Raw genomic sequence first — 23,414 nt, forward strand, 5'->3', positions numbered from 1 at the left:
CGGCGAGTTTCACCGGCATGGCCCTGGGGCACCGCCCGGCGGCCAAAGAGGCTTGCTCATCCATCCTCAGAGCCTCCTGGCCGCTATCTTTCCCGTAATATTTCCTGATTGTAGCGCGTCAACGGTGACAGCAGGTAGCTGATGATGCGTCGCGAACCCGTCCTGATCTCGACGGTCACCGCCATTCCGGGCGACAGCTGGACGGTCCGACCCTCTATCTCCATCGAGGTACGGTCGAGGCTGACGCGGGCCGCATAGATCAGCTCCTGCCCTTTCGGCTCGCTGGACGCGATCTCCGTTCCGCCGGACTGATCCCTCGCCCCGTCCTCACGCCGATCACGTATGATCGCATCCCGTGAAACGCTGAGCACCCGACCATTCAGCAGGCCATAGCGGGTAAAATTGAAAGTATCGATCTTGATTGCGACAGTCTGCCCCGGAACGACAAAGCCAATATCTCGGTTCGATACCAGCGCCTCAATCTCGAAATCCGGATTCAACGAAACTACGGCCGCCAGTGTTTGCGCCGGTGTGACCACGCCACCGATCGTGTGCACCGCCAGCTGCTGCACCACGCCATCTACCGGCGCGGTGAGAATCTGCAGCTTCGCCTTTTGCTCCGCCTTGATCATGTCCTGAGCGAGACCGGCGGCCCGCTGTTCGGCCTTGGACAGATCGTCATAGAGCGCTCGCCGGAACTCCGCTTCCGCTTTGGATCTGGCCTGCGCGAGACTCGCCGTCGCGGCCTCCGCTTCGCGGAGCCGACTCTGCTGGACCAGAACGTCATGCTGTTGGCCGACCAGTTCCTGAGCCTCGGTCAGGTAGGTGATCTTGGACCCGATCGCCTTGTCGTAGAGATATTTGCGAACGTTCACACGCTCCTCGAGGAGGGGGATGGTTGCATCGAGTTTGGATATCGTCGCCGCGATGGTCTCGCTCTCAGCCTTTTTCTGTCCCAACTGCCTGTCGAGCTCCGACAGCCTTGTGCTGTGCTCTGCCATCTGGCTGGCCAGGAACTGACGATGCAGCTCGATCGCCTGCTGGCTGGCTCCTATCGGAGGGGCGAACGCCGCCATCGGATCGCCGGGTGCCAGCGCCGCGCGCAACCTGGCACTGTCAAGCTGCGTAGCAACCAGGTCGCTCTTCACGTGATCAAGTTCGGCGGCAGTGATAGTTGGATCCAGTTCGATCAACACGTCACCCGCCTTGACCATCGCGCCGTCCCTGACGTGAATCGCGCGCACCACCCCCGTTTCCGCCGGCTGGATTACTTTGGTTCGGCCATTCACCACGATCTTGCCCGGCGCGGTCGCGACAACATCGACCTTGGAAAGCGTCGCCCAGACCATTGTGACGCAAAACAGCAAGATAATGACCATGCCGGTGGCGCGGCCGACCGGCGACGGCGGCCTCTCGAGAACCTCCAGCGCGGCTGGGAGAAAGGCGGTCTCCTCTTCGCGGCGCCGGCGGCGATCCGGGAACGGAACGATGCTTCTAGCGATGGTCATTGATCCCCGCCTGGAGCAAGTGCAAGTTTGCATAGCGCCCGTTCGAGCGGATCAACTCATCATGGGTGCCGTCCTCGACGATCCGCCCGCGATCGATGGTGATGATCCGATTTGCTCGTCGTACCGTGGAGAGCCGATGGGCAATGATAAAGACGGTGCGCCTCTCGCAAATGCGTCGCATGTTGTCCTGGATGATGCGTTCGCTCTCATAGTCGAGGGCGCTGGTGGCCTCATCGAAAATTAAAATACGAGGATCATTGACCAGCGCGCGGGCAATCGCGATCCGCTGCCGCTGGCCACCCGAAAGGCTGCAGCCGCGCTCACCGACGATGGTATCGTAGCCCTCAGGTAGCTCGAGTATGAACTCGTGTGCTCCAGCAAGGATGGCCGCATCGATGATCCGCTGCATCGGCATGGCAGAATCGGCAAGCGCGATGTTCTCGGCCACGGTTCGGTTAAAAAGCACGTCCTCCTGCAGAACGACGCCCACCTGCCGTCGCAGCCAGGCGGCATCGGTCAAGGCGAGATCAACACCATCGACGAGGACACGGCCACTTTCCGGCACGTACAGCCGCTCGAGGAGCTTGGTCAGCGTGCTCTTGCCCGAGCCGGACGGACCAACAATGCCGACGACTTGACCTGCCGGAACATGGAATCCAATGTCGTGCAGCGTCTCAGGACCGTCGGTGCGATAGCGAAATGTAACGTGATCGAATGTGACGGCGCCCGTGATCGGCGGGAGCACGGCGCGCCCTATGCCGACAGTCGGCTCCGGCCGCGTATTAAGGATATCGCCCAACCGATCGATCGAGAGACGAACCTGGTGGAAGTCCTGCCAGATCTGGGCGATGCGCAAGACAGGCATGTTCACGCGGTTTGCCAGCATATTGAAGGCCACCAATTCACCGACGGTCAGGCGACCTTCGATCACCAACTTCGCGCCGAAGAACAGGATCGCAACCGTAACCAGATGGCTCACCAATTGCACCGCCTGACTTGCGACATTTCCAAGACTCACAACGCGAAAGCTCGCGGAAACATAGGCAGCGAGCTGTTCCTCCCAGCGCCTGTTCATCTGGGGCTCAACGGCCAGGGCCTTCAACGTCTGCACGCCCGTTATGCTCTCGACCAGGAAGGCCTGATTTTCTGCGCCGCGACGGAATTTTTCATCCAACCGCTGACGGAACAGCGGCGTCGCAATGGCCGAAATGCCGATGTAGAACGGAAACCCTCCCAGAACGATCAGCGTGAGCATTGGCGAGTAAACGAACATCACCGCAATGAAAACTGCGGTGAACATGAAATCGATAATGAAAGTCAGCGCGGAACTCGTCAGAAAGTTGCGGACATTTTCCAGCTCCTGAACGCGCGCGACCGAGTCGCCGACCCTTCGGGTTTGAAAATACATGAGTGGTAATGACGCCAGATGGCGGTAGAGGCGGGCGCCTAACTCGACGTCGATGCGGTTGGTAGTATGAGAAAAGAGGTAAGTGCGTAACGCGCCCAGCACTGCTTCGAACACGGCGATCACGGCCAGACCGATCACCAAGACTTCCAGCGTACTGATCCCGCGGTGGACGAGCACCTTGTCGATGACCACCTGAAAGAAAAGCGGGCTGACGAGGGCGAATACCTGGAGGAAGAAGGACGCGAGCAGAACCTCCCCGAGCAGGTGCCGATATTTCCGAATTGCACCGAGAAACCAGGTAAAGTCGAATCGGCGAGACAGATCGGAAAGCGACGCCCTGCGCGCCATCAAGACCATGCGGCCATCCCAGAGCGCCTCGAATTCGGCACGACTGAGTTTGCGCGGACGGGGGTCCGAGGGACACTGAACCAACACCTCGTCCCCGTCCGCCTTGCCGACCAGGAGGAAGCCGCCTTGATTAAGCACGGCGATCCCCGGCAAGGGTAAGCGCACAAGCCGTGCCCAATCGGTCTTAATCGTGCGCGCCTTGAGGCCGAAAGCCTTCGCACAGCGCACCATCTCCGTCACGCCGATGTTACGTGTACCCAATCGGTGACAGAGTTGCTCCTTGTCGGCTGCAATGCCGTGCAACCTAAGCAACAAGACGAGGGCAAAGGGCGCCGACTTCTCTGGAGACGCCATTTCTTGGATATCCCGCATGTGGTTCGCCAACATCTCGCGATCAATAACATCAGATCCGGCAGCAACCCGAGTGGCCATTTAAGGTCCTCGTCTCGCGCTCGATCCGGCGAGCGCTGGTTGCTCGTGAAGCACGTCTTGCAGTGAAGTCGGCTCCTGCGGTCGCGACTCTAACCGTGCTCACGGGATACCCGCGCGGCAAAAACGCGGTACATGTGCAGTTTCATTAGGCCCTAATAGGTAGCCCAGAAGGTCAAGCGCCGGCACCGGGACGGCGTCATCGACAGGCCGCCGCTCGGTGGCGCAGCGGGAGACTCTGTGGCGAACAATTGTCCGGCCAGAGAGGCGAACTGTGAGGTAATCCAAAGGGGGTACCGAACCGATGGCCGCATCATATAGCCTCACCTGCCGGCCGGGCATCAATCGAGTACAGCCTTATCAAATCCATTCCCGCCGCAAGCGCGCGATCGTCCTGACGCAGCATCGCAACGCGCCGCCGCCGATTGCGCGAGTGGATCGTGTGGTTACCCCTTTATTCAGATACGATCGCAAATGTGCCGTGATAATAGTGGATTCCCGACAACCCTCTCGGTTGAGTGGCTAAATTCACGCTTCCCTGAGCGTGTCGGCGCTTTCGAGCGGATACCATTTTTCGGTTTCCGATTGATGGATGGGCCGCGGCGCCGTTCAAGTGGGCTGCGATCCAATGGATGAATTGACGAGATCCTGTCTCGGCGGACGGGCTGCCGGCATTTGCCAAGACGTGGGCGATTGAGAGTGGGCGATTGAGACGTGGGCGATTGAGACGTGGGCGATATCGAATAAGGAGCTTTGCGAATGTTGAAGCTAGGGCTGAGCGGCGATCAAAGATACGGCTCTCACCTCCCTGATAACCACCCAAGTGGGACGTCGAGGGCCCGACGCGATCCGCTGCAGCCTCATCTTCTTTATATCGGGGGCGAAGATCATCATCTGCGCATTCCGGCGATGTGCGCGCTGCGCGACCACGGCTTCCGCATAACAGCCGTGGCGAGCGGCGACCCAGCTCCATTTGCGCAAGCAGGCATCCGCTATCGAGACTTCCAGTTCAACCGGTTCGTAAACCCGCGGGCCGACTGGGCGGCGATCAAAAGCCTTACGAAAATCCTGGTCGAGGAGCAGCCTGATCTCGCGCAAAGCTTTGACACCAAACCCTCGATATTTCTGCCTTTGGCTGCGCGGAGCGCTCCTGGTGTGCTGGCCATTCGTACGATTAATGGACGCGCCTTTCTCTATTCATCTCGCTCCCCTCTCGCCCTGACACTACGTCCGGTTTATCGCGCGCTCCACAAGCTCGCGGCTCGCACCGCTGCCGCTACGGTATTCGAAATCGGTGACGACCGCGCATTCTTCGAGCGTCACGGGATCGCCGGCAAGATGCCCGTTCTGATTCGAGGTGCGGGCGTCGATGTCGAGGGGTTCGATCGAGCACTGAGCTCAGGACCCTCGCCAGCTCAGCTTCGCCAAGAACTCGGGCTTGGCGACGCCGAAGTCGTGATTACGGTGACGCGGATGACCAGGCAGAAGGGCATTCCGGCGCTACTCGACGCGGCAGCCCGGGTGCACGAGGTGCGTCCCGATGTACGCTTCCTGCTGGTCGGACCGCGCGAATCCGAAGGCCCCCTCGCCATCACGCAAGCCGAGATTGATCGGCATGCACCCTATGTGAAGGCGATCGGGCCGAGATCGGACATCCCGGCCCTGCTCAGGCTCGCAAATGTATTCGCGTTTCCGACTGAGTATCGTGAAGGCGTGCCTCGGGTTCTCCTCGAGGCCGCACTCGCCGGCCTGCCAACCGTGACCACGACCATGCCGGGTTGCGCTGAAGTCATCCGCGACGGATGGAATGGCTTGCTGGTGCCCCCGGGAGCGCCGCCCGTATTGGCCGCAAAGATTCTCCACTTGCTCGCCAATCGAGAGAAGGGCCTGGCCATGGCAGATCGCGCCGCCGAGTATGTCAGGAGGGAGTTCTCGCTCGCGACCGTTGTCGCTCAGCATGCCAATCTCTACAGGCAGTTGATCGATCGTGCGTCCCCAGCCCGGTTCAAGGACCGCAGCCTCGCGGCGGCGAGGGAGGATACATGCAGCGCCCTGTAGGGAAACGTGCCGCGTGCGTTACGTGGGCCGCGGTAGCAGTGCTGCTGGGGGCCGGCGCATTGCTCCTGCAGGCGCTCGTGTTCGATACGCCCACGCACGCGCAGGCCACAACCACGTTGCATTTCGCCTCCAACGGAAATTTCGACCCGGCCGGCAACTATCTTCCCGGTGCTGCCGGCTTCAATTTGGCGGACGTCAGCAGCCTGGCGCAGATGGAGGCTCTGCCGGAGGGTGTGAGGGGCCTGGTGTGGGTCGGTCAATGCAACGGCGCGGACACTAAATTCGTGGATACCGTCCGCCCGTTCATCGGCCATGCGAAACTGTTCGGCTTCTATTTGATGGACGATCCGGATCCGACCGGACAGCACTTCCCGCTTTGTACGGCTGACAATCTGAAGGCGGAATCGGACTGGATCCATGCCAACGTGCCAGGCGCAAAGGCTTTCATCCTGCTCATGACGATGACGTCGTCACGAACGCCGTCCTTCAAGAACGCCTACGACCCTGCCAACTCGCATGTCGACCTGTTCGGCATCGATCCCTACCCTTGCCGGACGGAGTTGAACGGCTGCGATTACCACCAGATCGACCGCTACGTCGCGGCGGCCGAGGCCGCGGGAGTGCCGCGCGACAAGATGGTCCCGGTCTACCAAACCTTTGGCGGCGGCCGCTGGATCAACGACGGCGGAGGCCGATACGTGCTGCCGACCGCAAGTCAGATGCAGCTGATGTTGGCTCGCTGGGACGCGCTCCTGCCGGCTCCCGTTTTCGACTTCGCCTACAGCTGGGGACCGCAGAATGGAGACTGGGCCCTCGCCGGTTCACCGGAATTGCAGGCAGCGTTCTTGAGCCGCAATCGAAACCCAATCGCTTTGAACCGAATGAATTGAAGGCCGATGGAAACCGCCCGAACGCGTCGCAACCGCAAGACATGCCAGCCGGGCGAGACTTATGTGCGCCTCAAGATAAGAAGGGCGGACAGGAGGTCTGGACTCCTGCCTGCTGCACCGCAGACCTTCGCGATTTTTCAGATCGTCACTCAAAGACTGCCCTCTTCGATCGAGCGGCGGTTACGGAATCGATCGACGCAGCGCGAGGTACGTCGATGATCCTGGACTTCCTGTTCGCATTCGGACTGCTGCTGACGCCCGCCTCCCAATTGCGGCTTGCAGGCTTGCCAGTCGGACCGGGCGAACTTTGTCTATTTATCTGGGTGATCCTCGTACTCGGTCGCGAAGCAGCTCGCCTTCGCTTGCTCCTGACGCCGGCTCTGTCGCGGCTACTGGTATTCTGGTCGCTGTTTGTCCTTGCGCAGAGCCTCGGAACGCTGATGGCAAAGCTCATCGGCGACGAGCACGATTCCGAATGGTTCATGCACGATGTCATGGCCTATCCCCTGTTGGCCGCCATCAGTTGCCTGAGCGTGGTCGGGTCGCACCCCCGAGCCAGGTTGCGCCGCATCACCTGGCTTCTGTGTGGACTCGGCACGCCGGTTATCGTCGCACAACTGGCCGACGCCTGGGGTCTCTACGATTTACCTTCGGTCGATCCAATGTGGTGGGATCAATTCCGAGGCTGGTCGTCGAATCCGCATCAACTTGCAGTTCTCTGCATGGTGCTTGGAATTCTATCGCTCCATCTTGCCGAAACGTCCACCACGCTCGGCTCGAGGATTGGCGCTCTCGCCTGCGCCATCATCCCAGTCTACACGGGCCGGATCACCGGGAGCGACTCGTTTACCCTCATTCTTGTGCTCGCCGGCCCGATCTTCTTGGCGTTCAAGTGCCGAATCTGGCTGTTCTCGCGAGCGCGGCAGATCAGCTTCCGTTCGGCGTTCGCCTGGGTGATTGTGCTGGCCTTGCCCGGGCTCGTGATTTCGATCGCGCCGCTGGCCTATTCGATTGCAGTCGAAGCCAGCGACCTCGCCAAATCGATGGCACGGGAAAACCCCGAGCAAACTAGAGAGAAGACGGAATTGCGATTTGAGCTTTGGAGCCAGGCCGTCAGGCGGGGAGTCCAATCCGGCATGCTCGGCCTAGGCCCTGGTCCGCATCTCGAAATTCCGAGTTCCATCGTCTCGGCAAGGAACCTGGATACGATCCACCCCCAGTTTGTCGAGCACCCCAAGCCCTCGTTCGTGCCGAACTTCGAGGCGCACAATACGATGCTCGACCTATTTACCCAGGGCGGGCTCCTGGTCGTCTTAAGCTTCGTCTGGCTCGTTGTAATGGCTTTCAAGTCCGCCTACGCGACCGGTCAAGCAGGCTTGCCGACGTTACTGTGCGGTCTCTGCATTTACGCCATCGCCACCTTCCTGCTTCGGCATCCTATCTTCTGGTTTGCAATCGCTGTCTGCCTGACCGCAGAGCCGATGCCGGCGGGCCAACTACGATCGATCGCCAGAGGCAACGCACTGCGTTGCCATGCTCGCCTCGCGAACGCATGGGGTCGATCTCTTACACGTCCGCGACCGGCATATGGCGCGAGCCAACTGGGCTCGAGGTCGAGCTAGCTGCGAGGATGGACCGATGGCAGGGAGGTACGGATGCAGTTGATGGATAAGACGGGTCTCATCGCCGACAGCATACCATTGAGGCCCGATTACGAAGGCATGCGGCAAGACGACCCGACCACGATCGCGCTCGAACCGGGCTTCCAGCAGGTGATTGGGATCCTGCGTCGGAGGAGCAAGTTCATCCTCACCATCGCCGGCGTAGGAGCGATGCTTGCCGGCATCGCCGGCCTGGTCATCACACCCAAATATACGGCGACCGCGCAGGTCGTCCAGGTTCAGGGCGGCACTTCCCTAAGTCCCGAGGCGCTCCAGCAGGCCGTCGACACTCAGGTGACCATGCTGACATCTCCCTATCACCTGCGCCACGTTCTCGACAGCTTTCGAAACGACCCAAAGTTTCGCGGACTGGCGCCCGACGTCGCAGTGGATCCGGCCATCGTGCCGAAACCTGCTCAGGCCGAGACGAGCGAGGCCGGCCCGCTAGGCCTGAATGAGCTCAAGCGACGGCTGGGTGTCTGGATTGGACCGCTATTCCATCACAGGCGAACCGACGCAGGCCTGCAATTCGACGATCTCCAGCGTCGTCTGCAGGTCCTCCAGGAACGCCGCTCACGCATCATCAACGTCACCTTCCAGTGGACGAGTCCCGAGAAAGCCGCCGACATCGTCAACCGGATCGTCGCGCTGTACGTTCAGAGCAATGCCGAGCAGCAGCGAGCCTACACCGCCGGCGAACTGGCCCGGCTTGACGAACGAATGGCGACGGTCAAGGCCGACATCGAGCGGACCAGCGCAGCTCTGCACCAGGCAATCCAGCGGCGCGCCGATGTGGGCCGCAACGCCGGCGGCGAAGAACAGGGAGCTAGCGCCGACCCACGCGAACTCGAACGCCGAACCGCCGCCAACGCACAGCTTTATGCAAGTCTTCTCCAGCGCCAGAAGGAGATCCGCGAACAGGAAGAGCTCGTCAACCCGGACGTCAGCATTCTTTCACTTGCCTCTCCGCCGTCGCGACCGAGTTCTCCGAATCCAATCCTGTTCATGCTCCCTGCCCTGATCGTCTCGCTCATCTGCGGGAGCTTCGTCGCGCTCATCCAGGAGCGCCTCGACAAATCGCTGCGCAGCGAGAAGGAAATCACCGATGCGCTCGGACTCTCCTGCATCGGTTTGGTCCCGCAAATGCCCGCGGGCCATCTGACTGACGCAGGAGACTATGTTCGGGTCGAGCCATTCTCTCCGTACGCGGAAGCGCTTCGGTCAACGGCTGCGACGTTACGTCTGGCCGAGCCAGGCCATGCGAAAACGGTCCTGATCAGCTCCAGTATCGCAGGCGAAGGGAAAACCACGCTCGCCAGGGGCCTTGCAGCTTATGTCGGCCTTCTCGGGCGGCGTGCGCTCGTGATCGGCATCGACCTTCACAGAGGCATGCGCGTTACCGAGTTCGACAACGCCGGCGAGCGACGAATCGTCGGTCTACAGAACCGATCGCTGGCGGACTCGATCCGGCACATTCCGCAGGCCGGCTTCGACTACCTCCGGATACCCGGCTATCGGCTCGACCCAATAAGTGCCATCGAACAGATGGCAGAACTCATTCGCCAACTGCGCGAACGCTACGATTGCGTGATCATCGATGGTCCGCCCGCCCTTGCAGCCATCGAGGCCCGATTGCTCCCACCGATCGCCGACAAGCTTCTCTTCGTCGTCAAATGGGGGAGCACGAGGCGGGAGGTCGCTCAGAACGCCTTGGGCCTCCTTCGCAACTGCGGGCGTTTCGACAACGAGCTCGGCGATTTTGCAGCGGCCATCGCGACACAGGTCGATCTCAAGAAACAGGCGCAATACGGTTATGGCGATGCGAGCGAATTTGCCGCCCGGGCGGCAGACGCGCCTCGCGCCGGCATACGCCAACGCTTCCTCGCAATCACCTCCTCCCTGTTTCAGTGGATGCAGGAGATCGGACTTCAAGCTGCAAGATCATTCGGCCGAAAAGGGCAAGAAAGATGAGACAGGATGCCCTGCACAGGACAGACCTGACCGGCTCGACCGCCGAGAGCGCGATCTTGCCGCTGAATCTTATGGTCTTGAACGACTTTGATCGGCGCGACATCACCTACTTCTACTGGAAGAGCAGCAATCGAATTTACCGCGGGCTGACCGGCGACGGCGATCTCGATCTGCTTGTCGCAAAACAGGATCAGCACCGCGCTCAGGCGATTCTCCTCGAGCGCGGTCTCAAGCTCTTTCCCGCCGTCGCCTATCGTGACCATCCGTCGGTCCTGAGCTATCTTGGCCATGACGAACCGAGTGGGCGGATCGTGCATCTCCATCTGCATGTCCGACTGGTCGCCGGCGCCAGCCTGCTCAAGAACTACCACCTGCCGTGGGAAGAGGCCCTGGCGAAGCGAGCGATTGCTCATCCGGAGCTGCCGATCCGTATCCTGGAGCCTGTGGACGAGGCATTGCTGTTAATCGTACGCGGCTGCCTCGAGCTAAGGCGATCGGATCCGGTCGTGCTCCGCAACTGGCAGGCAATGACGCGCAAATTTGCACTTGATCGCACGGAACTCGCCGGCCGAATTCCTCGCGCGGCACTCAGAAGGCGAGCGGCTGAACTTCTGGGCGGCGATCTGGCCGACATGGTCGCCGATGCCCTGTATTGCCAACCCGCGCTGGAACATCAGCATCATCTGCGGCGGCGTATCCGAATGCACTTCGCGCCGCATCGTATCTACAACGATCTTGAGGCAGGACTGCGGAGCCTGACACGCGCCACACACCTCGTCGCCGGTTACCTGAACAAGCGCTTTCTCTGGGCACCCCGACCATGGAGCCGACGAGCCCCAGGTGGTGGGCACGTCGTGGCCGTCATCGGCGTCGACGGCAGTGGGAAATCAACCATCGTCGCGACAATCCGGCAGTGGCTCGGCGAGGAAATGGATGTCATTCCCATCTATTTCGGTACCGGGGCAGGACGCCCCTCCCTCGTCTTATGGCCACTCAAGCTGATGGTGCCTCTGGTCACGCCGTTGTTCAAGACCAAGCCCAGAGGCTCATCGCATGGCAAAATCTCGGACCGCCCTCCGAGCCGAGTGTACAGCGCTCTCATGGCGATCTGGGCGACGGCCACGGCCATCGAAAAGCGCTCCAAGCTGTCGGCCGCGCATCGCGGGGCCCGCCGGGGCCTTGTCGTGGTCACGGACCGATACCCGCAGAACGAGATCGCCGGCTTCAACGAAGGTCCGCTGATGCCACGCCTGATCGGGATTCCGCTCTGGCTACGTCGGTTTGAAGCCAAAGCCTATTCACTTGCCGAGCGCCTTCCACCGGACATCGTCATCAAGCTGGTCGTTCCGCCGGAGGTTTGCGCCAAACGCGAACCCGACATGGATCCTGCCGTGATCACGCAGCGTATCGCAGCTATCCCGCGACTAGCGTTTTCCGGCGCGCGCGTCGTCTCGATCGACGCCCAACAGCCTCTAGCCGATGTCATTCGCGCGGTGAAGAAGGAGGTGTGGCGGATACTCTAGAGCAAACGACAGAACTGTCCAATTTCAATCATTTCATTTGTCTGAGTTCGGATATGATCATCGAGCTTTTCGGTCCTCCAGGCGCCGGCAAGACCACTCTTGCTCGTACTCTTGCCGCACGTCTGCGCGAGCGTGACTACACCGTGGACCTCGTACTCAGCCATCGGCCGGCGGAACGCTCGCCAAGCGAGACCGTCACGCCGTCAACGCCCCTTCGGAAGATCTCCTTCACGACGCGGCGCTTGACGCGTCCGCTGGCGGAATTGGTGTCCATGATATTCCGACCGCGGGGGATTTCACGCGATCTCGGGACAGCATTGAATCTGATCAAGGTCCTTCCACCGTCCAACCCGCTCTCTTCGCTCAGGCTGCTGCAATACATGTCCAGATTGTCGCACGCATGGTTTCACAGATCCGCGATCGCGCACATCGTCTTGTTCGATCAGGCGTTCGTCCAGGCGATTTGCTCTCTGACACTGCTTTGCGGCATCGCCGACGAAGCATTGATCTCGTACGCGCTGGATCTTGTTCCCGCACCGGACCTTCTGATACGCCTCGACGCGCCGACCACGCTCCTCGAGGAGCGGCTTCGCGACCGACATCATCTCGGGGGCAAGATCGAACAGCTGCTCGAGCTGGACGTGGAAACCAGCCTCAGCTCACGCAGCATCGCCGACCTCCTGCACGAATTGCTGCGCAGGAAAGGCCGGAACGTCGTGACCATATCGTCGCTCGATCAGGCGTCTCTCGCCACGGCCGTCGAACAAATGGAACGTCAGATCGTGAGCATCGTCGAGCAACAGAAGCACGCCACGACCAAACCAGCACATGTTGAAGCGGAACTCTCAGACCATTCCCTGTTGAATCATTTTCCTTGAATCGTTTTTCGACCCGGATTTTTGGGCGCTCGATAGAGCCAGTACTGCAAGGACAGAAAATGGAAATGCACGACCGGAGCGTTGGCCACGCGCGGATCAGACGAGTGGTGATCGGAGGAGCTGCCGCATTCTCAATCTACGTTGCCAGCGCCGGCGTAACTGCCTGCGCGCAACTCCTGATAGCCAGAATTGTCGGCGCTCACACTTACGGCGTCTACGCCTATGTCATCGCCTGGATAACCATCCTCGCATATTTCTGCGCGCTCGGCTTCGACATCGCACTGCTGCGCTTCGTGTCCGCGTATCAAACCACGGGAGCCAGCGGCCTTGCGCGAGGCGTCATCCAATACGCGGAGCGACGTTCACTTGGCATAAGCCTTCTAGTCGCGTTCATCGGGGCGGGCATTATCGAGATCTGGCCCCGGCCGTTCTCAACGGAGTTGACGAACACCTTTCTGGTCGGCTTCGTTCTCATTCCCATTCTGGCGCTGTTATGGATACGCTGCTCGATCGTCCGCGCTTTTGGCGGCGTTGTGCCGGCACTGTTGCCCGACCGCGTGGTGCGGGACGGATTACTTGTGATCATCGTCGTCATGGCCGGTCTTTTCCTCGGATCGCGCATCGAGGCACAGGGGATCATGATGGCGACCGTCGCCGGCGCCGTCGTCGGACTCGTGCTCGCCAGCCAGGCTGTTCGGAGATTGTGTCCAGACGCAATCAGGGCGGCAGAGCCTCAATATGCGCCCACAAGTTGGCGGCAGACTGCCGTCCCGTTCATGATCATCGCGGGCGCAGAAGCTCTGCTCAACCGCGCCGGCGTGGTGCTGCTCGGATGGTTCGGGGAAACCAGAGAGGCCGGAATATATAGCCTGGTCTTCAATATCGCATTCCTCGTGGCATTGCCCCGCACTGCGATCAATACCCTGTTCGCGCCGACCATCTCAAGCCTGTTCACAAGGAACGATCGGGCGACCTTGCAGGCACTCGTGACTAAGGCCGCTTTGTGGACGCTCTGTACCTCGGTGGGCATCGCGCTCGGATTGGCGATCATGGCCGAGCCACTTCTCTCCTGGTTCGGAGGGGATTTTGTGGCTGGCGCCGCCGCCCTGCGCATCTTGCTCCTGGGGCAGGTGATCGCAGCCGCCTTCGGATCTCTGCTGCTCATCATGACGATGACCGAGCACGAACGGGGGGCTGCCGTACTGCTGACCCTGAGCGCCGCCATCAACATCCTCGCCAGCATCGCATTCATCTACTGGCTTGGATTGACCGGCGCTGCGATCGCCAGCGCAACCGCGCTGATCATCTGGCACATCGCCATGGCCTTCTTCATTTTCCGGTACCTGCGGCTGCTGCCCGGCGTCCTCGGGGTATTCGTGCCGAACCGCAAGGAAAAAGCCACGGCGCGCCCCGATGTCCGTGTAGAGGCGCCGTCCGTTTGAGATTTCGTACCTCGCCGGCGCGCCACAACGACGCGCCGGCCGGCCGCGTTTCAGGGGCGCAGGTAGCTCCAGCCCTGCTCCTGCAGCTCCATCAGCCGAACCACGCCGGATTTGGTGACCTTCGCCTGCGAGATCAGGGGTATCTCCTTGGCTTCGGTCCTCGCCATGTTCTCCTTGGTGTTTCCGCATGCGGAGAACGAGACTTCGGGCATGGTCTCGCTCATGGACCTGATGCGCGCTTTCACAGGCGAGGTGTCGTCTCGCAACATGTGCAACCCTGGTCCGAATGCCACCAGTTCGACCTCGACCTTCTGACCGATTTCCGAATAGTGCTGAACCGTGTTGCTGACGTTGTTCAACGCGAGGTTCATGAGCGCCGGATCATTGACGTCCACCTGGACGACGAGCCGGTGCGACTGCACACGCTTGGGACTGACGATCATCTTGGCATTGGCGTTGAGCTTAGGGCTTCCAGCTTGAGAGGCATGAGTTGTCTGGACCGCGCTCACCAGAAACGCGCCAGTAAAGGTCAGACTGGCGAAAACGACGATTGTCTTGTTCATGCTGTTTTCCCCTGAATTGTGCGGAACGCGCAGCCTGGGCTGGCCCGTCCAATCTGTTGCGAGCGGCTGCGTTGGTCAAGGAAGGCACAGCAGCAGCGCCGACGATCTACTTTATTCCCGGTACGGCGCGCCTCTACCTCCTTGTGGCTACCTATACTGCCACATCGACAGAGCACCGACCAAGGCGGTGTCATTGATGACGCCGAATGACAAGGTGCCTAAGGCTAGTCTGAGCTGTCACGATGGAGTTACAGGCAATTGCGCACGAAATGATCGACTCGCTGAGCGGCATTCCCCGTTCTTTCCGACAGGGCCGATCGCTTGGCGGAGATGTCGTGTGGACAGCCGCTGCGGCGGCATTCCTCCTGGCACTCCTTGTCGGATTCGCGCATGGCGGCCCGCGCGACGCTATCGAGTTCGGCGTCCCGGCGATTGAAGCCGAACGGATCAGGCAGCACGAGGCACTCGAACAGGAGCGTGATCGAGCCGACAGGCTCGCACGTGAACTGGCAAGTGTCCGAGCAGAGCTTAACGCTGCCCAGCTCGAGCGGGCGCACGCGATGGGAGCCATTGAGCTGGGGATCAGCCAGACCCACGCCCTTGAGCTGGAACGGGACAAGGTGAACAATCTCGCGCGAGACCTCTCATTCCTCGGGGCGGAGCTCGCGGCGGCCCGGATCGCAGCCTCAAAAGCGATGCAGATCTCCTCAGCAGAACCCAAGCAAGAGCCGATAGTCGCACCTGGAAGCGGCACAGAGAGCACTACGGCCGAGCTTGCATCGCTCCGATCGGACCTCGACGTCGCGCGGAGCGCGGCGACTGAAGCAACAACGGCCCTCGCCGCCGAGGTTGCAGGGAAGCAAGCGCTCGAAGTCGAGCTGAAGCAGCAACGCGACAGATCCGAGGGGGCCGCCACCGAACTGACTTCCGTCAGGGCCGAGCTCGAAACCGCACGGACCGCCGCCACCGACTCTTCCAAAGCCGCCGCTGCCGAAGCCACGCAAAAGCAGGCCATTGAGCAGGAACTGAAGCTGCAACGCGACAGGTCGGATGCCGCCGCAACGGAACTGGTCACCCTGCGGACGGCGGCCAGCACAGCTCGAGCCGAGACCTCCGACGTTGCGAAGGCGGCCGCTGCAAAGTCGGAGCGGAGTGTCGCCCTGGAGAAAGAACTGGCGCAACAGCGAGACCGAGCAGATGCCGCCGTGAAGCGGCTCGCCTCCGTCCAGGCTGAGTTCGAGGCCGCGCAAACCGCTGTTATGAAGACCCGCAAAACCGAGACCGAGCAGAGGGAGGCGCTGGAACGCGAGCTAGGCCAGCAGCGAGATAGAGCAGACGCGCTCGCACGCGAAACGGTATCGCTGACGAACCAACGTGATGACGCGCGTTCCGCCGCCGGAGAGGCCGCTAGGGTCACCGATGCCGCCCAGGCCGAGAACAAGAAGGCAGCAGTCAGACAGAGGGACAAGAGCGAAGCTCTCCTTCGCGAACTGACCTCCGCGCGGAAAGAGGTCGAGGAACGTTCTGCAGGCCTCGCCGCTGCCTATGCCGAGATCCTCAGGGTCACGGACCTCAACGCGACGGCTGCGAAGCAGAACGATGCCCTCGCCGGTGAGCGCAAGCGCGCCGACTATCTCGCACGAGAGCTTGCATCGGCCAAGGTCCAGCTCGCGGATGCGAACGGAAAATTGGCCGCAGCGGCTTCCTCCGCAAATCGGCCGCCGGAGCGGACCGCACTTGAGCGTACGCCCGATCTCGCTCCTAACGGCGAGGGAGGAGGCCGCTCGCGCGAGCAGGACACCGCCCGGACGGTCGCCTCCAACCCACAACCTACCTCGAAACCTGGCTCATCGACATTGCAGACGCAAACGACAAATCGCGCCCCGCCCGCGGATCCGGGCTCGAAAGTCGCTGCGGCATCGGAGCGCTCTGCTCGAGCGAGCGCGACGCCCCGCGCCCCCGCAGACGAGCAGAGGCTGCTTGCACGGGCGACTGCGTTGCTCCGGCAGGTCGACATCAGCAGCGCTCGCCAGTTGCTGGAGTTGGCTCTTGCACGCGGCAGCGCGCAGGCCGCCTTCATGCTTGCGGAGACCTATGATCCGCCCGTGCTGGAATCGTGGCGTGCGCGCGGAGTTGCGGGCGATCGGACCAAAGCGCGCGACTTGTATCAAAGAGCAAAGGCCGGCGGCATTGACGATGCAGAGGAGCGCATCAAGGCGCTGAAGTAGCGTCGCACCAGATCTCGAAGCAGCCAGACGACGGAGAACGACACATGGGCATGATCAAGTTCGCGTCCGCAATTTTATCGGCGCTGGTCGGGCTGCAAATGGCGGCGAGCGCCCAGTCTGTCAGGACTCCTGCAGCGCCAGCCGCGGCGCCGGCAAAGAACGCCGACATGATCGCAAAAGAGCGCATTAATGCTTGGACCGTCGGGCTCGCAGGCGGTCTCATCGAGGGTGCTCCGCTTCGACTTGCGGCGGAGATCGCCCGCGTCGTCAACGAGGAAGACAAGCTCCACGTCATCCCGATCGTGACGACCGGCGCGACGGAGAACGTCAATTCGCTGCTCTATCTGCGGGGGGTGGATGCGGCGATCATCAATACGGACGCCCTCGACGAGTACAAGGCCCAAGTCCCGTCGATCGACCGGCGCATCGTCTACATTCTCAACCTTTTTCCAGCTGAACTGCACGTCTTCGTGCGCCCCGAGATCAAGTCACTCGATGACCTCAAGGGTAAGAAGGTCAACTTCAACACGCAAGGCACAGCAGCCGCTTATTCCGGTCCGTTGATCTTCAGCCGGCTGGGGTTGAATGTCGAGAAGATGTTCATTCCCCATCAGGTCGCATTGCAGCAGATGAAGAGCGGGGAAATCGCGGCGGTTGTGTTCATCACGTCGAAGCCGGTCGATGCGTTTCTGAAGGGGCGTTGGGAGCCGGGATTCAAGTTCCTGCCGGTGGAATACGATTCACGATTCGAGGACTACTATCTCCCGTCAGCGATCGACTCGACGGACTATCCGAGCCTCGTGTCGAAAGGAGAACGCATCTCAACCATCGCGGTCCCCACCATTTTGGCAGGCTACAACTGGCCGAAACAATCCGACCGCTACGTGCGCATGGCCCGCTTCGTGGATCAGTTGTTCGGCCGGCTCGACCGCCTGCAGTCGCCCGGCTTCGATCCGAAATGGAAGGATGTGAGCCTCCGCGCCAACGTGCCCGGCCTCGCCCGGTTCGGCCCCGCACAGGAATGGCTCGATCGCTCACCGGGCGCGACGGTGGGACTGTCACGATGAAGGGCACGGTTGCCGTGGCTTTGATTACACTCGCAAGTCTAAGCCTGCCGACCCGCGCACAGGCGGGCGATGCTACCGAGCGGTTGAAGGAATGTGCCCGGTTCCAAGGAATGGAACGGCTGAAATGCGTCGACAATTTGCTGAGTGAGGCGGCAGAACCGACCACAACGGCACCACCTCGAGGGCTGGACTGGATCATCAGCGAGACGACCTCGCCGGTGGACTACAAGCCGCAGATCTCGGCGCAGACCATGGGACGTCGAGCCACGAAGGATGCCCCCTCCTCGATCGCGATCCGCTGTCGCAGCAGTCGGACCGAGCTGACAATACCCACCTCGCCATCCTGGAAGCAGCCTCCCGAGACCGAGGTGAAGGTCGTGTACCAGATCAATGACGAGCCATCCGTCGAAGAGCGCTGGCGCGCGACGGAGGGAGGCAGAAGTCTTATCTTTCAGGGTGACGCCGTTCGCCTGTTGCGCGCGATGCCGGAGGGCGGCCGGCTCCTGATCAAGGTCTACGCGGGAAAGACTCTCCCATACGAAAACACGTTTGACCTGGTCGGCCTGGATTCCGTCCGACGCAAGCTCGCGACGGCCTGCAATTGGTCGGGTTCGTGACGAAGCGCCCCACCTGATCGGAGATCGGTTCTCTCCCTCGCTCCTCCCTCCGGCGCATTAGTTCTCGCGCATGCCGCGACGTATCGCGTCCGTCATCGGTTGTGTGAGATAGGCCAGCACGGTGCGTTCCCCGGTCGCGATGAGAACGTCGGCCATCATCCCCGGCTTGAGCTTTTCCCGGATCGTCTCGGGGAATTTTGCCACCTGCACCGAGACCTTGACCTCGTAATAGGGTTGATGCGTCGCTTCATCGCGAACCGCATCGGCTGCGATCGAGAGAACTTCGCCGACGGCGATCGGGGTGGAGCGCGCCTTGAACGAAGGAAGCCGGATTTCCGTGGGCAACCCGACCTGTACATGATTGATATCGAGGGACGACACTTTCGCCGCGACCACGAGCACGTCGTTATCGGGCACGACCTCCATCAGGACCTCGCCGGCCCTGATCACCGCTCCCACCGTATGGACTTTCAAATTCACAATGCGTCCGGAACGCGGTGCTCGCACCTCCATCCGAGCCAGAACGTCGTCAGCGGCCCGCAGCTTCTCGCGCGCGTCGGCAAGTTGCGCCCTCGTCTCGGTCAGCTTTCCGGTCGCTTCCTCCAGGACTTTCTGTCCGACCTGCTCGATCTGCAACCTCGACTCGTCGATCACGCGCCCGTAGCGGGCGATATCGGCCTCGTAGGCGCCGATCTTGCCATCGAGCTCGGACTTGCTGCGCTCGAGGGTGGCGACACGGGCGAACGCGACGATCCCCTGATCGGCGAGCGGCTTGAGCTTGGCATATTCCTGGCTCACGCTATCGAACTGCGCCCGTGTCGCCTTGCTTTGCGCATCATTTCCCTGAATCTGCCGCTGCGCCTGCGCTATGCGCTCTTCAAGAATCGATACCTCGATTTTTCGCGCGGCGCGGCGTTCGTCAAAACGCCGCTTCTGGTCGCCCATCGCGCGTTGCGCCGATGGATCGGAAGCATTCTGAGTCAGTTCGGCGGGAAACGTGATCTTATCGCGTCCTTCGGCTTCAGCCTGTAGGCGCGCCTCCTCGCCAATCGCCGAATAGACGGCCGAGCGCGCGATCCCCTCCTTCGCCCGTTCCTGGGTTGAATCGAGTCGCAACAGGACCTGCCCTTCTGCGACATGAGCGTCGCCGGTCACCATCAGACTTTGAACGATGCCGCCCTCAAGGTGCTGCACCGCCTTCTTGTCGCTCTCGACCACGACCGAGCCCGTCGCCACCACGGCGCCATCGATCGAGGCCAGGGCGGCCCAACCGCCAAACACGACGAATGTGAAGAACACGATGGCGAAGCCCCGCCTCGCTGGAGTGTGCCAATCGCCGGACGGGCCACCAGCGGCTTGCCCCGAGCCCCGCAGCGAAAGCAACGGCCCAATGGCCATCGCAAGACGGGAAAGCCGCCTTGCCAGTGACTGCCAATTGGCTATGGCGTCGGACAGGATGTGGCGCGCCCGAGGCCTGCCGCTCGCGCTCAAGCGCTTCAGAAGCTCTGCGAATTCACTTTGGGGCGTATTCTCTTTGACCGACATCATGTCCACTATTGCCTCGTCGCATGGGCTGGGCGCGCCGGCTTAGAAAGAGGCACGTTGAGGGGAGCGCCGTCGGCGCGATGATGAGCTTCGACTTGGTGACGGTGCTCACCCGGCGCTCGCGCATCGCGATGCATCGGCGTGACCGCCTGCCCCAGCAGCACGGGAAGAAGTTCGTCGCGTGTTCCGACCCGCCCGAGGCGTCCTTCGTGCATGAAGACGATCTTGTCGACCAGGGCGAGCAGGTTGGGGCGGTGATTGATGATCACGACCGTTACGCGGTGCTTCCGGAGCGTCTGGATCGCATCTGCGAGAGCGCGGTCGCCATCGCCGTCCAAATTGGCATTCGGCTCGTCGAGCACGACCAGCACGGGCCTGCCGAACAGCGCGCGCGCCAACCCGATGCGCTGCCGCTGACCGCCCGAAAGACCGGCCCCGTTATCGCCGACGACGGTGTCATAGCCCTTCGGAAGCCGCTGAATCATGGCATGCGCGGACGCCAGTTGCGCAGCCTCGATGACCGATTCATCCGTCGCGTCGTCGCGAAAGCGAGCGATATTGTCGCGCACCGTGCCGGCGAACAGCTCGACGTCCTGCGGAAGATACCCTAGGCGTTGCCCAAGGAAATTAGGATCGAAATGCCTTGTGTCGTTCCCATCGATGCGCACGCAACCGCGGACGACGGGCCAAGAGCCGACAAGAGCCCGTGCCAGCGACGATTTCCCGGAGCCAGACTGTCCGACTACTGCAACGATCTCACCGGGGGCCAAGTGGAAAGAAACATCTGCGACCGCCGGCATTTGGGATCCGGGTACGAGCACTGTGACGGCTTCGACCGAAACCTCACCAGCCAGTGGCGGCAACTTGGTTGGCGGGCGCTCTGAAGCCCGAGTTCGAAGCGCGGCGTCGAGCCGCGCATACGACGTACGCGCGACGACGAGAGCCTTCCATTGCGATACGGCCGCTTCCACCGGTGCAAGCGCGCGCCCCATGATGAGCGAAGCCGCGAACAGAACGCCTCCCGAGATCTCCTGCTGAATTGCGAGATAGGCTCCTACTCCCATGATCGACACCTGGAGTGCCATCCGCAGGAATTTGGAGATCGCAAGGAGCGTGCCACCGCGTTCGCCCGCGCGGGCGCCGTCGAGAAGCGCCTCGCCATGTGTCGAGCTCCAGGCGTTGCGCACGGCGGGTCCCATTCCCAACGCACGGATGGCCTCGGCGTTGCGTAGCGAGGATGTCAATCGGTCCAGGGCATGAAGGTTTTTCGACGCGGCCGCAATGAGCGGCGCCTTGGTGGCACGCTCATTGAGGAAGGCCAGAAAGAGAATGGCAACCGCACCGGTCAAAGCGACCAAGCCAATCAAAGGATGAAGCAGGAAGCATATTGCCAGGAATATCGGTGTCCACGGCACGTCCATCAACGACGTGATCACACCACCCGACAGGACCTCGCGCAGAGTGTCCACGTCACGAAGCAGTTGGACGTGATGCGAGCTGCTCGTGCTCAGGGAATGGCCGAGCGCGGTCTCGAAGACTTCCCCGGAAAGGAGCTGGTCGAACTGCAGGCCGACTTGCACCAGGACCCGGCTGCGAAAATGCTCGAGTGCCGCATAGCTGACAAATACCGCGAGCGCGATCAGCGAGAGCAGCAGGAGGGTCATTCCGTTCCGGCTGGTCAGCACGCGGTCGTAGATCTGCATCGTGTAGAGCGGCGAAACGAACACCAGCAGGTTTATGAAGATAGATAGTCCACCAGCCGCAAGCAGGCCGGGACGTATCTGACGGAATCCATCCGCGAGCGCGGAAACCTTTGCCGAAGCGTACATGTGCATATCCGGGCGGCCCTTGGACGGGCAGCGGCAAGCAGTTGAAATTTTGCATGTGATCGAGCGCGAGCGCTCGCATTCCAACATTCCGCCTTGCGCAGAATGGCACCCCGGCTCGCGACCACTGCGGCCGCAAGCGATCCCCTAGGCAATTCTCATACGCGGGGCGTGCCCCGCGTATGTCTCCGTTGACGAAAACAGTCTCTCAGATCAGAAGTGCCACGCGTGATGGTCAGTGTGATGACTGATCAGATCTGCCATATGAGTCGCGGCATCCGTGTGGGTCGAAGTGGCATCCGTTGCACCGCTTCCGCTCGCAGTCGCAATCGGCGTTGTGGACGTCGGAGCGATTGCCGACGAGGCTGTCGGTGCGCTCGTCGCAAGCTGCGAAAAATCGAGCCCGTGATGGTGATGATGGTGCTGACCATCGGTCGTCGTCGATGTCGAACCACCGGACGAACTGCCGCTGGTCGAGCCCGTGGTCGTGCCACCGGTGGTCGTACCGCCGCCCGCCGCGGTACCTGTGCCGCCGCTCGAGCCAGTGGTTGTGCCACCGCTCGAACCGGTCACGGGTGTCGTGCTACCGCCCGAACTGCCCGTCGAGCTTCCGCTGGTGCCTCCGGCCGGCGTCGTGCTCGTGGCGGTGTTGTGCTGCAGAAATACGCTCTGCAACGCGGACGAGCCCTCGAGTGCCGTATCGCCGTTCTGCGAACCCCACGCATAGGCGTAGTCGAAGGCCGGATTTGGCACGGCCGCCGCCCAATGAGCGAGCATCGTCTGTTCCTGCGCGGCTGTCGGCATCACGTAGTGGCCTCCGCTGTCATCGGCCCAGTTGCCGCCGCCGAAGGTCTGGAACACCGGGACGATGTGGTCCGCCGAAATCCCCGCGGATTCGGCGGCGGTCACGGCCTTATCGATCATGCTGTAATCGACCGTGCTCATGTCCGACCGGACCGGATACGGATCGATGCCGAATAGATCGATGTGGGTGTTGGTCGGGTTGTAGGTGTTCGCGAACGTCGGATTTTCCGAAGACCCCATGTTCATCATGGTGATGAAGGTCTTTGCGCCGGGAACGTTGGCGTGGATGTAGTCCGACTCAGCCTTGAGGTTGGCCGCCGTCACCAGCGTATTGTACTGTCCCGTCGGATCCGGCTCATCCTTGAGATAGAAGCCGTAGACTTTCGGATTTCCGATGTAGGGCTTCACTGCATCCATGAAGCTCTGGGTGACGCCGTCCCCCTGGTCAAGGTAGACCATGCCGCGCACGCCAGACGGCAATGCATTCAACTCGTCTACCGACGAAACATCGGCCAGGTTGAAGCCAGCCGCGGCTGGCGCGTAGGTACCTTGCGCATTGATGTTGTTACCTGCGGTATAGTGTAGTGTCAAATCGCTTCCCCTATCGTGGTGAGTGCCCCCAGCACCTCCAAGTCTGAGTGCAACCGG

16 protein-coding genes are annotated in these 23,414 nt (G+C 61.5%); 10 read left to right on the top strand and 6 right to left on the bottom strand.

The features are described from left to right. Window positions 1-83 precede the first annotated feature (83 nt). Both ABID59_RS29950 and ABID59_RS29955 read right to left on the bottom strand, forming a co-directional pair. Entirely contained in the window at window positions 84-1,508 is a 1,425-nt protein-coding gene (locus ABID59_RS29950) for an HlyD family type I secretion periplasmic adaptor subunit (protein WP_354085747.1), read from the bottom strand. Beyond that, window positions 1,495-3,636: a type I secretion system permease/ATPase gene (locus ABID59_RS29955; protein ID WP_502916387.1), complete on the bottom strand. Its 2,142-nt coding sequence runs from the start codon at window positions 3,634-3,636 to the stop codon at window positions 1,495-1,497. Before ABID59_RS29955 ends, ABID59_RS29950 begins: the two co-directional genes overlap by 14 nt. An 816-nt stretch (window positions 3,637-4,452) precedes the next feature. Between ABID59_RS29955 and ABID59_RS29960 the strand changes: the two genes are divergently transcribed. From ABID59_RS29960 to ABID59_RS29990, 7 genes are all read left to right on the top strand, one after another. Continuing rightward, entirely contained in the window at window positions 4,453-5,751 is a 1,299-nt protein-coding gene (locus tag ABID59_RS29960) for a glycosyltransferase (RefSeq protein ID WP_354032095.1), read from the top strand. Further along, a complete protein-coding gene (locus ABID59_RS29965; RefSeq protein ID WP_246229610.1) occupies window positions 5,736-6,641 on the top strand; it encodes a hypothetical protein in 906 nt (301 codons plus the stop codon). The genes ABID59_RS29960 and ABID59_RS29965 overlap by 16 nt, the downstream gene beginning before the upstream one ends. A gap of 215 nt (window positions 6,642-6,856) precedes the next feature. Beyond that, a complete protein-coding gene (locus ABID59_RS29970; RefSeq protein WP_354032094.1) occupies window positions 6,857-8,263 on the top strand; it encodes an O-antigen ligase family protein in 1,407 nt (468 codons plus the stop codon). A 33-nt stretch (window positions 8,264-8,296) separates the two neighbouring features. After that, complete coding sequence (locus ABID59_RS29975) at window positions 8,297-10,273, top strand: tyrosine-protein kinase domain-containing protein (RefSeq protein ID WP_354085748.1); 1,977 nt, start codon at window positions 8,297-8,299, stop codon at window positions 10,271-10,273. Further along, a complete protein-coding gene (locus ABID59_RS29980) occupies window positions 10,270-11,796 on the top strand; it encodes a hypothetical protein (protein WP_354085749.1) in 1,527 nt (508 codons plus the stop codon). The genes ABID59_RS29975 and ABID59_RS29980 overlap by 4 nt, the downstream gene beginning before the upstream one ends. A 53-nt stretch (window positions 11,797-11,849) precedes the next feature. Then, the gene (locus ABID59_RS29985; RefSeq protein ID WP_354032091.1) at window positions 11,850-12,674 is read left to right on the top strand and encodes a hypothetical protein; all 825 of its coding nucleotides are present in this window, start codon (window positions 11,850-11,852) and stop codon (window positions 12,672-12,674) included. A gap of 59 nt (window positions 12,675-12,733) precedes the next feature. Continuing rightward, entirely contained in the window at window positions 12,734-14,116 is a 1,383-nt protein-coding gene (locus ABID59_RS29990; RefSeq protein WP_354032090.1) for an oligosaccharide flippase family protein, read from the top strand. A 50-nt stretch (window positions 14,117-14,166) separates the two neighbouring features. Here the strand turns inward: ABID59_RS29990 and ABID59_RS29995 are convergent, their stop codons facing one another. Beyond that, on the bottom strand, window positions 14,167-14,679 hold the full coding sequence (locus tag ABID59_RS29995) for a DsrE family protein (protein WP_148749185.1): 513 nt from the start codon (window positions 14,677-14,679) through the stop codon (window positions 14,167-14,169). 242 nt (window positions 14,680-14,921) lie between these two features. On the opposite strand from ABID59_RS29995, the gene ABID59_RS30000 reads away from it, so the two are divergent. Genes ABID59_RS30000 through ABID59_RS30010 form a run of 3 tightly spaced genes read left to right on the top strand, consistent with a single transcriptional unit; the run spans window position 14,922 to window position 18,591 of the window. Then, complete coding sequence (locus ABID59_RS30000; RefSeq protein ID WP_354085750.1) at window positions 14,922-16,907, top strand: coiled-coil domain-containing protein; 1,986 nt, start codon at window positions 14,922-14,924, stop codon at window positions 16,905-16,907. Window positions 16,908-16,951: 44 nt separating this feature from the next. Then, window positions 16,952-17,974 carry a TAXI family TRAP transporter solute-binding subunit gene (locus ABID59_RS30005; protein WP_354085751.1) on the top strand — a complete coding sequence of 341 codons (1,023 nt, stop codon included), beginning with the start codon at window positions 16,952-16,954 and terminating at the stop codon, window positions 17,972-17,974. Continuing rightward, entirely contained in the window at window positions 17,971-18,591 is a 621-nt protein-coding gene (locus ABID59_RS30010; protein ID WP_354085752.1) for a hypothetical protein, read from the top strand. The genes ABID59_RS30005 and ABID59_RS30010 overlap by 4 nt, the downstream gene beginning before the upstream one ends. 57 nt (window positions 18,592-18,648) lie before the next feature. On the opposite strand, the gene ABID59_RS30015 is transcribed toward ABID59_RS30010, so the two are convergent. The 3 genes from ABID59_RS30015 to ABID59_RS30025 form a co-directional block, all read right to left on the bottom strand. Beyond that, a complete protein-coding gene (locus tag ABID59_RS30015; protein WP_354085845.1) occupies window positions 18,649-20,139 on the bottom strand; it encodes an HlyD family type I secretion periplasmic adaptor subunit in 1,491 nt (496 codons plus the stop codon). 5 nt (window positions 20,140-20,144) lie between these two features. Further along, window positions 20,145-21,971 carry a type I secretion system permease/ATPase gene (locus ABID59_RS30020; protein WP_354085753.1) on the bottom strand — a complete coding sequence of 609 codons (1,827 nt, stop codon included), beginning with the start codon at window positions 21,969-21,971 and terminating at the stop codon, window positions 20,145-20,147. A gap of 204 nt (window positions 21,972-22,175) precedes the next feature. After that, window positions 22,176-23,234: a calcium-binding protein gene (locus tag ABID59_RS30025; protein WP_502916840.1), complete on the bottom strand. Its 1,059-nt coding sequence runs from the start codon at window positions 23,232-23,234 to the stop codon at window positions 22,176-22,178. Window positions 23,235-23,414: the final 180 nt, after the last annotated feature.

The sequence above is a fragment of the Bradyrhizobium sp. S3.3.6 genome (assembly GCF_040546905.1).
In the GTDB taxonomy this organism is placed as follows: domain Bacteria; phylum Pseudomonadota; class Alphaproteobacteria; order Rhizobiales; family Xanthobacteraceae; genus Bradyrhizobium; species Bradyrhizobium cytisi.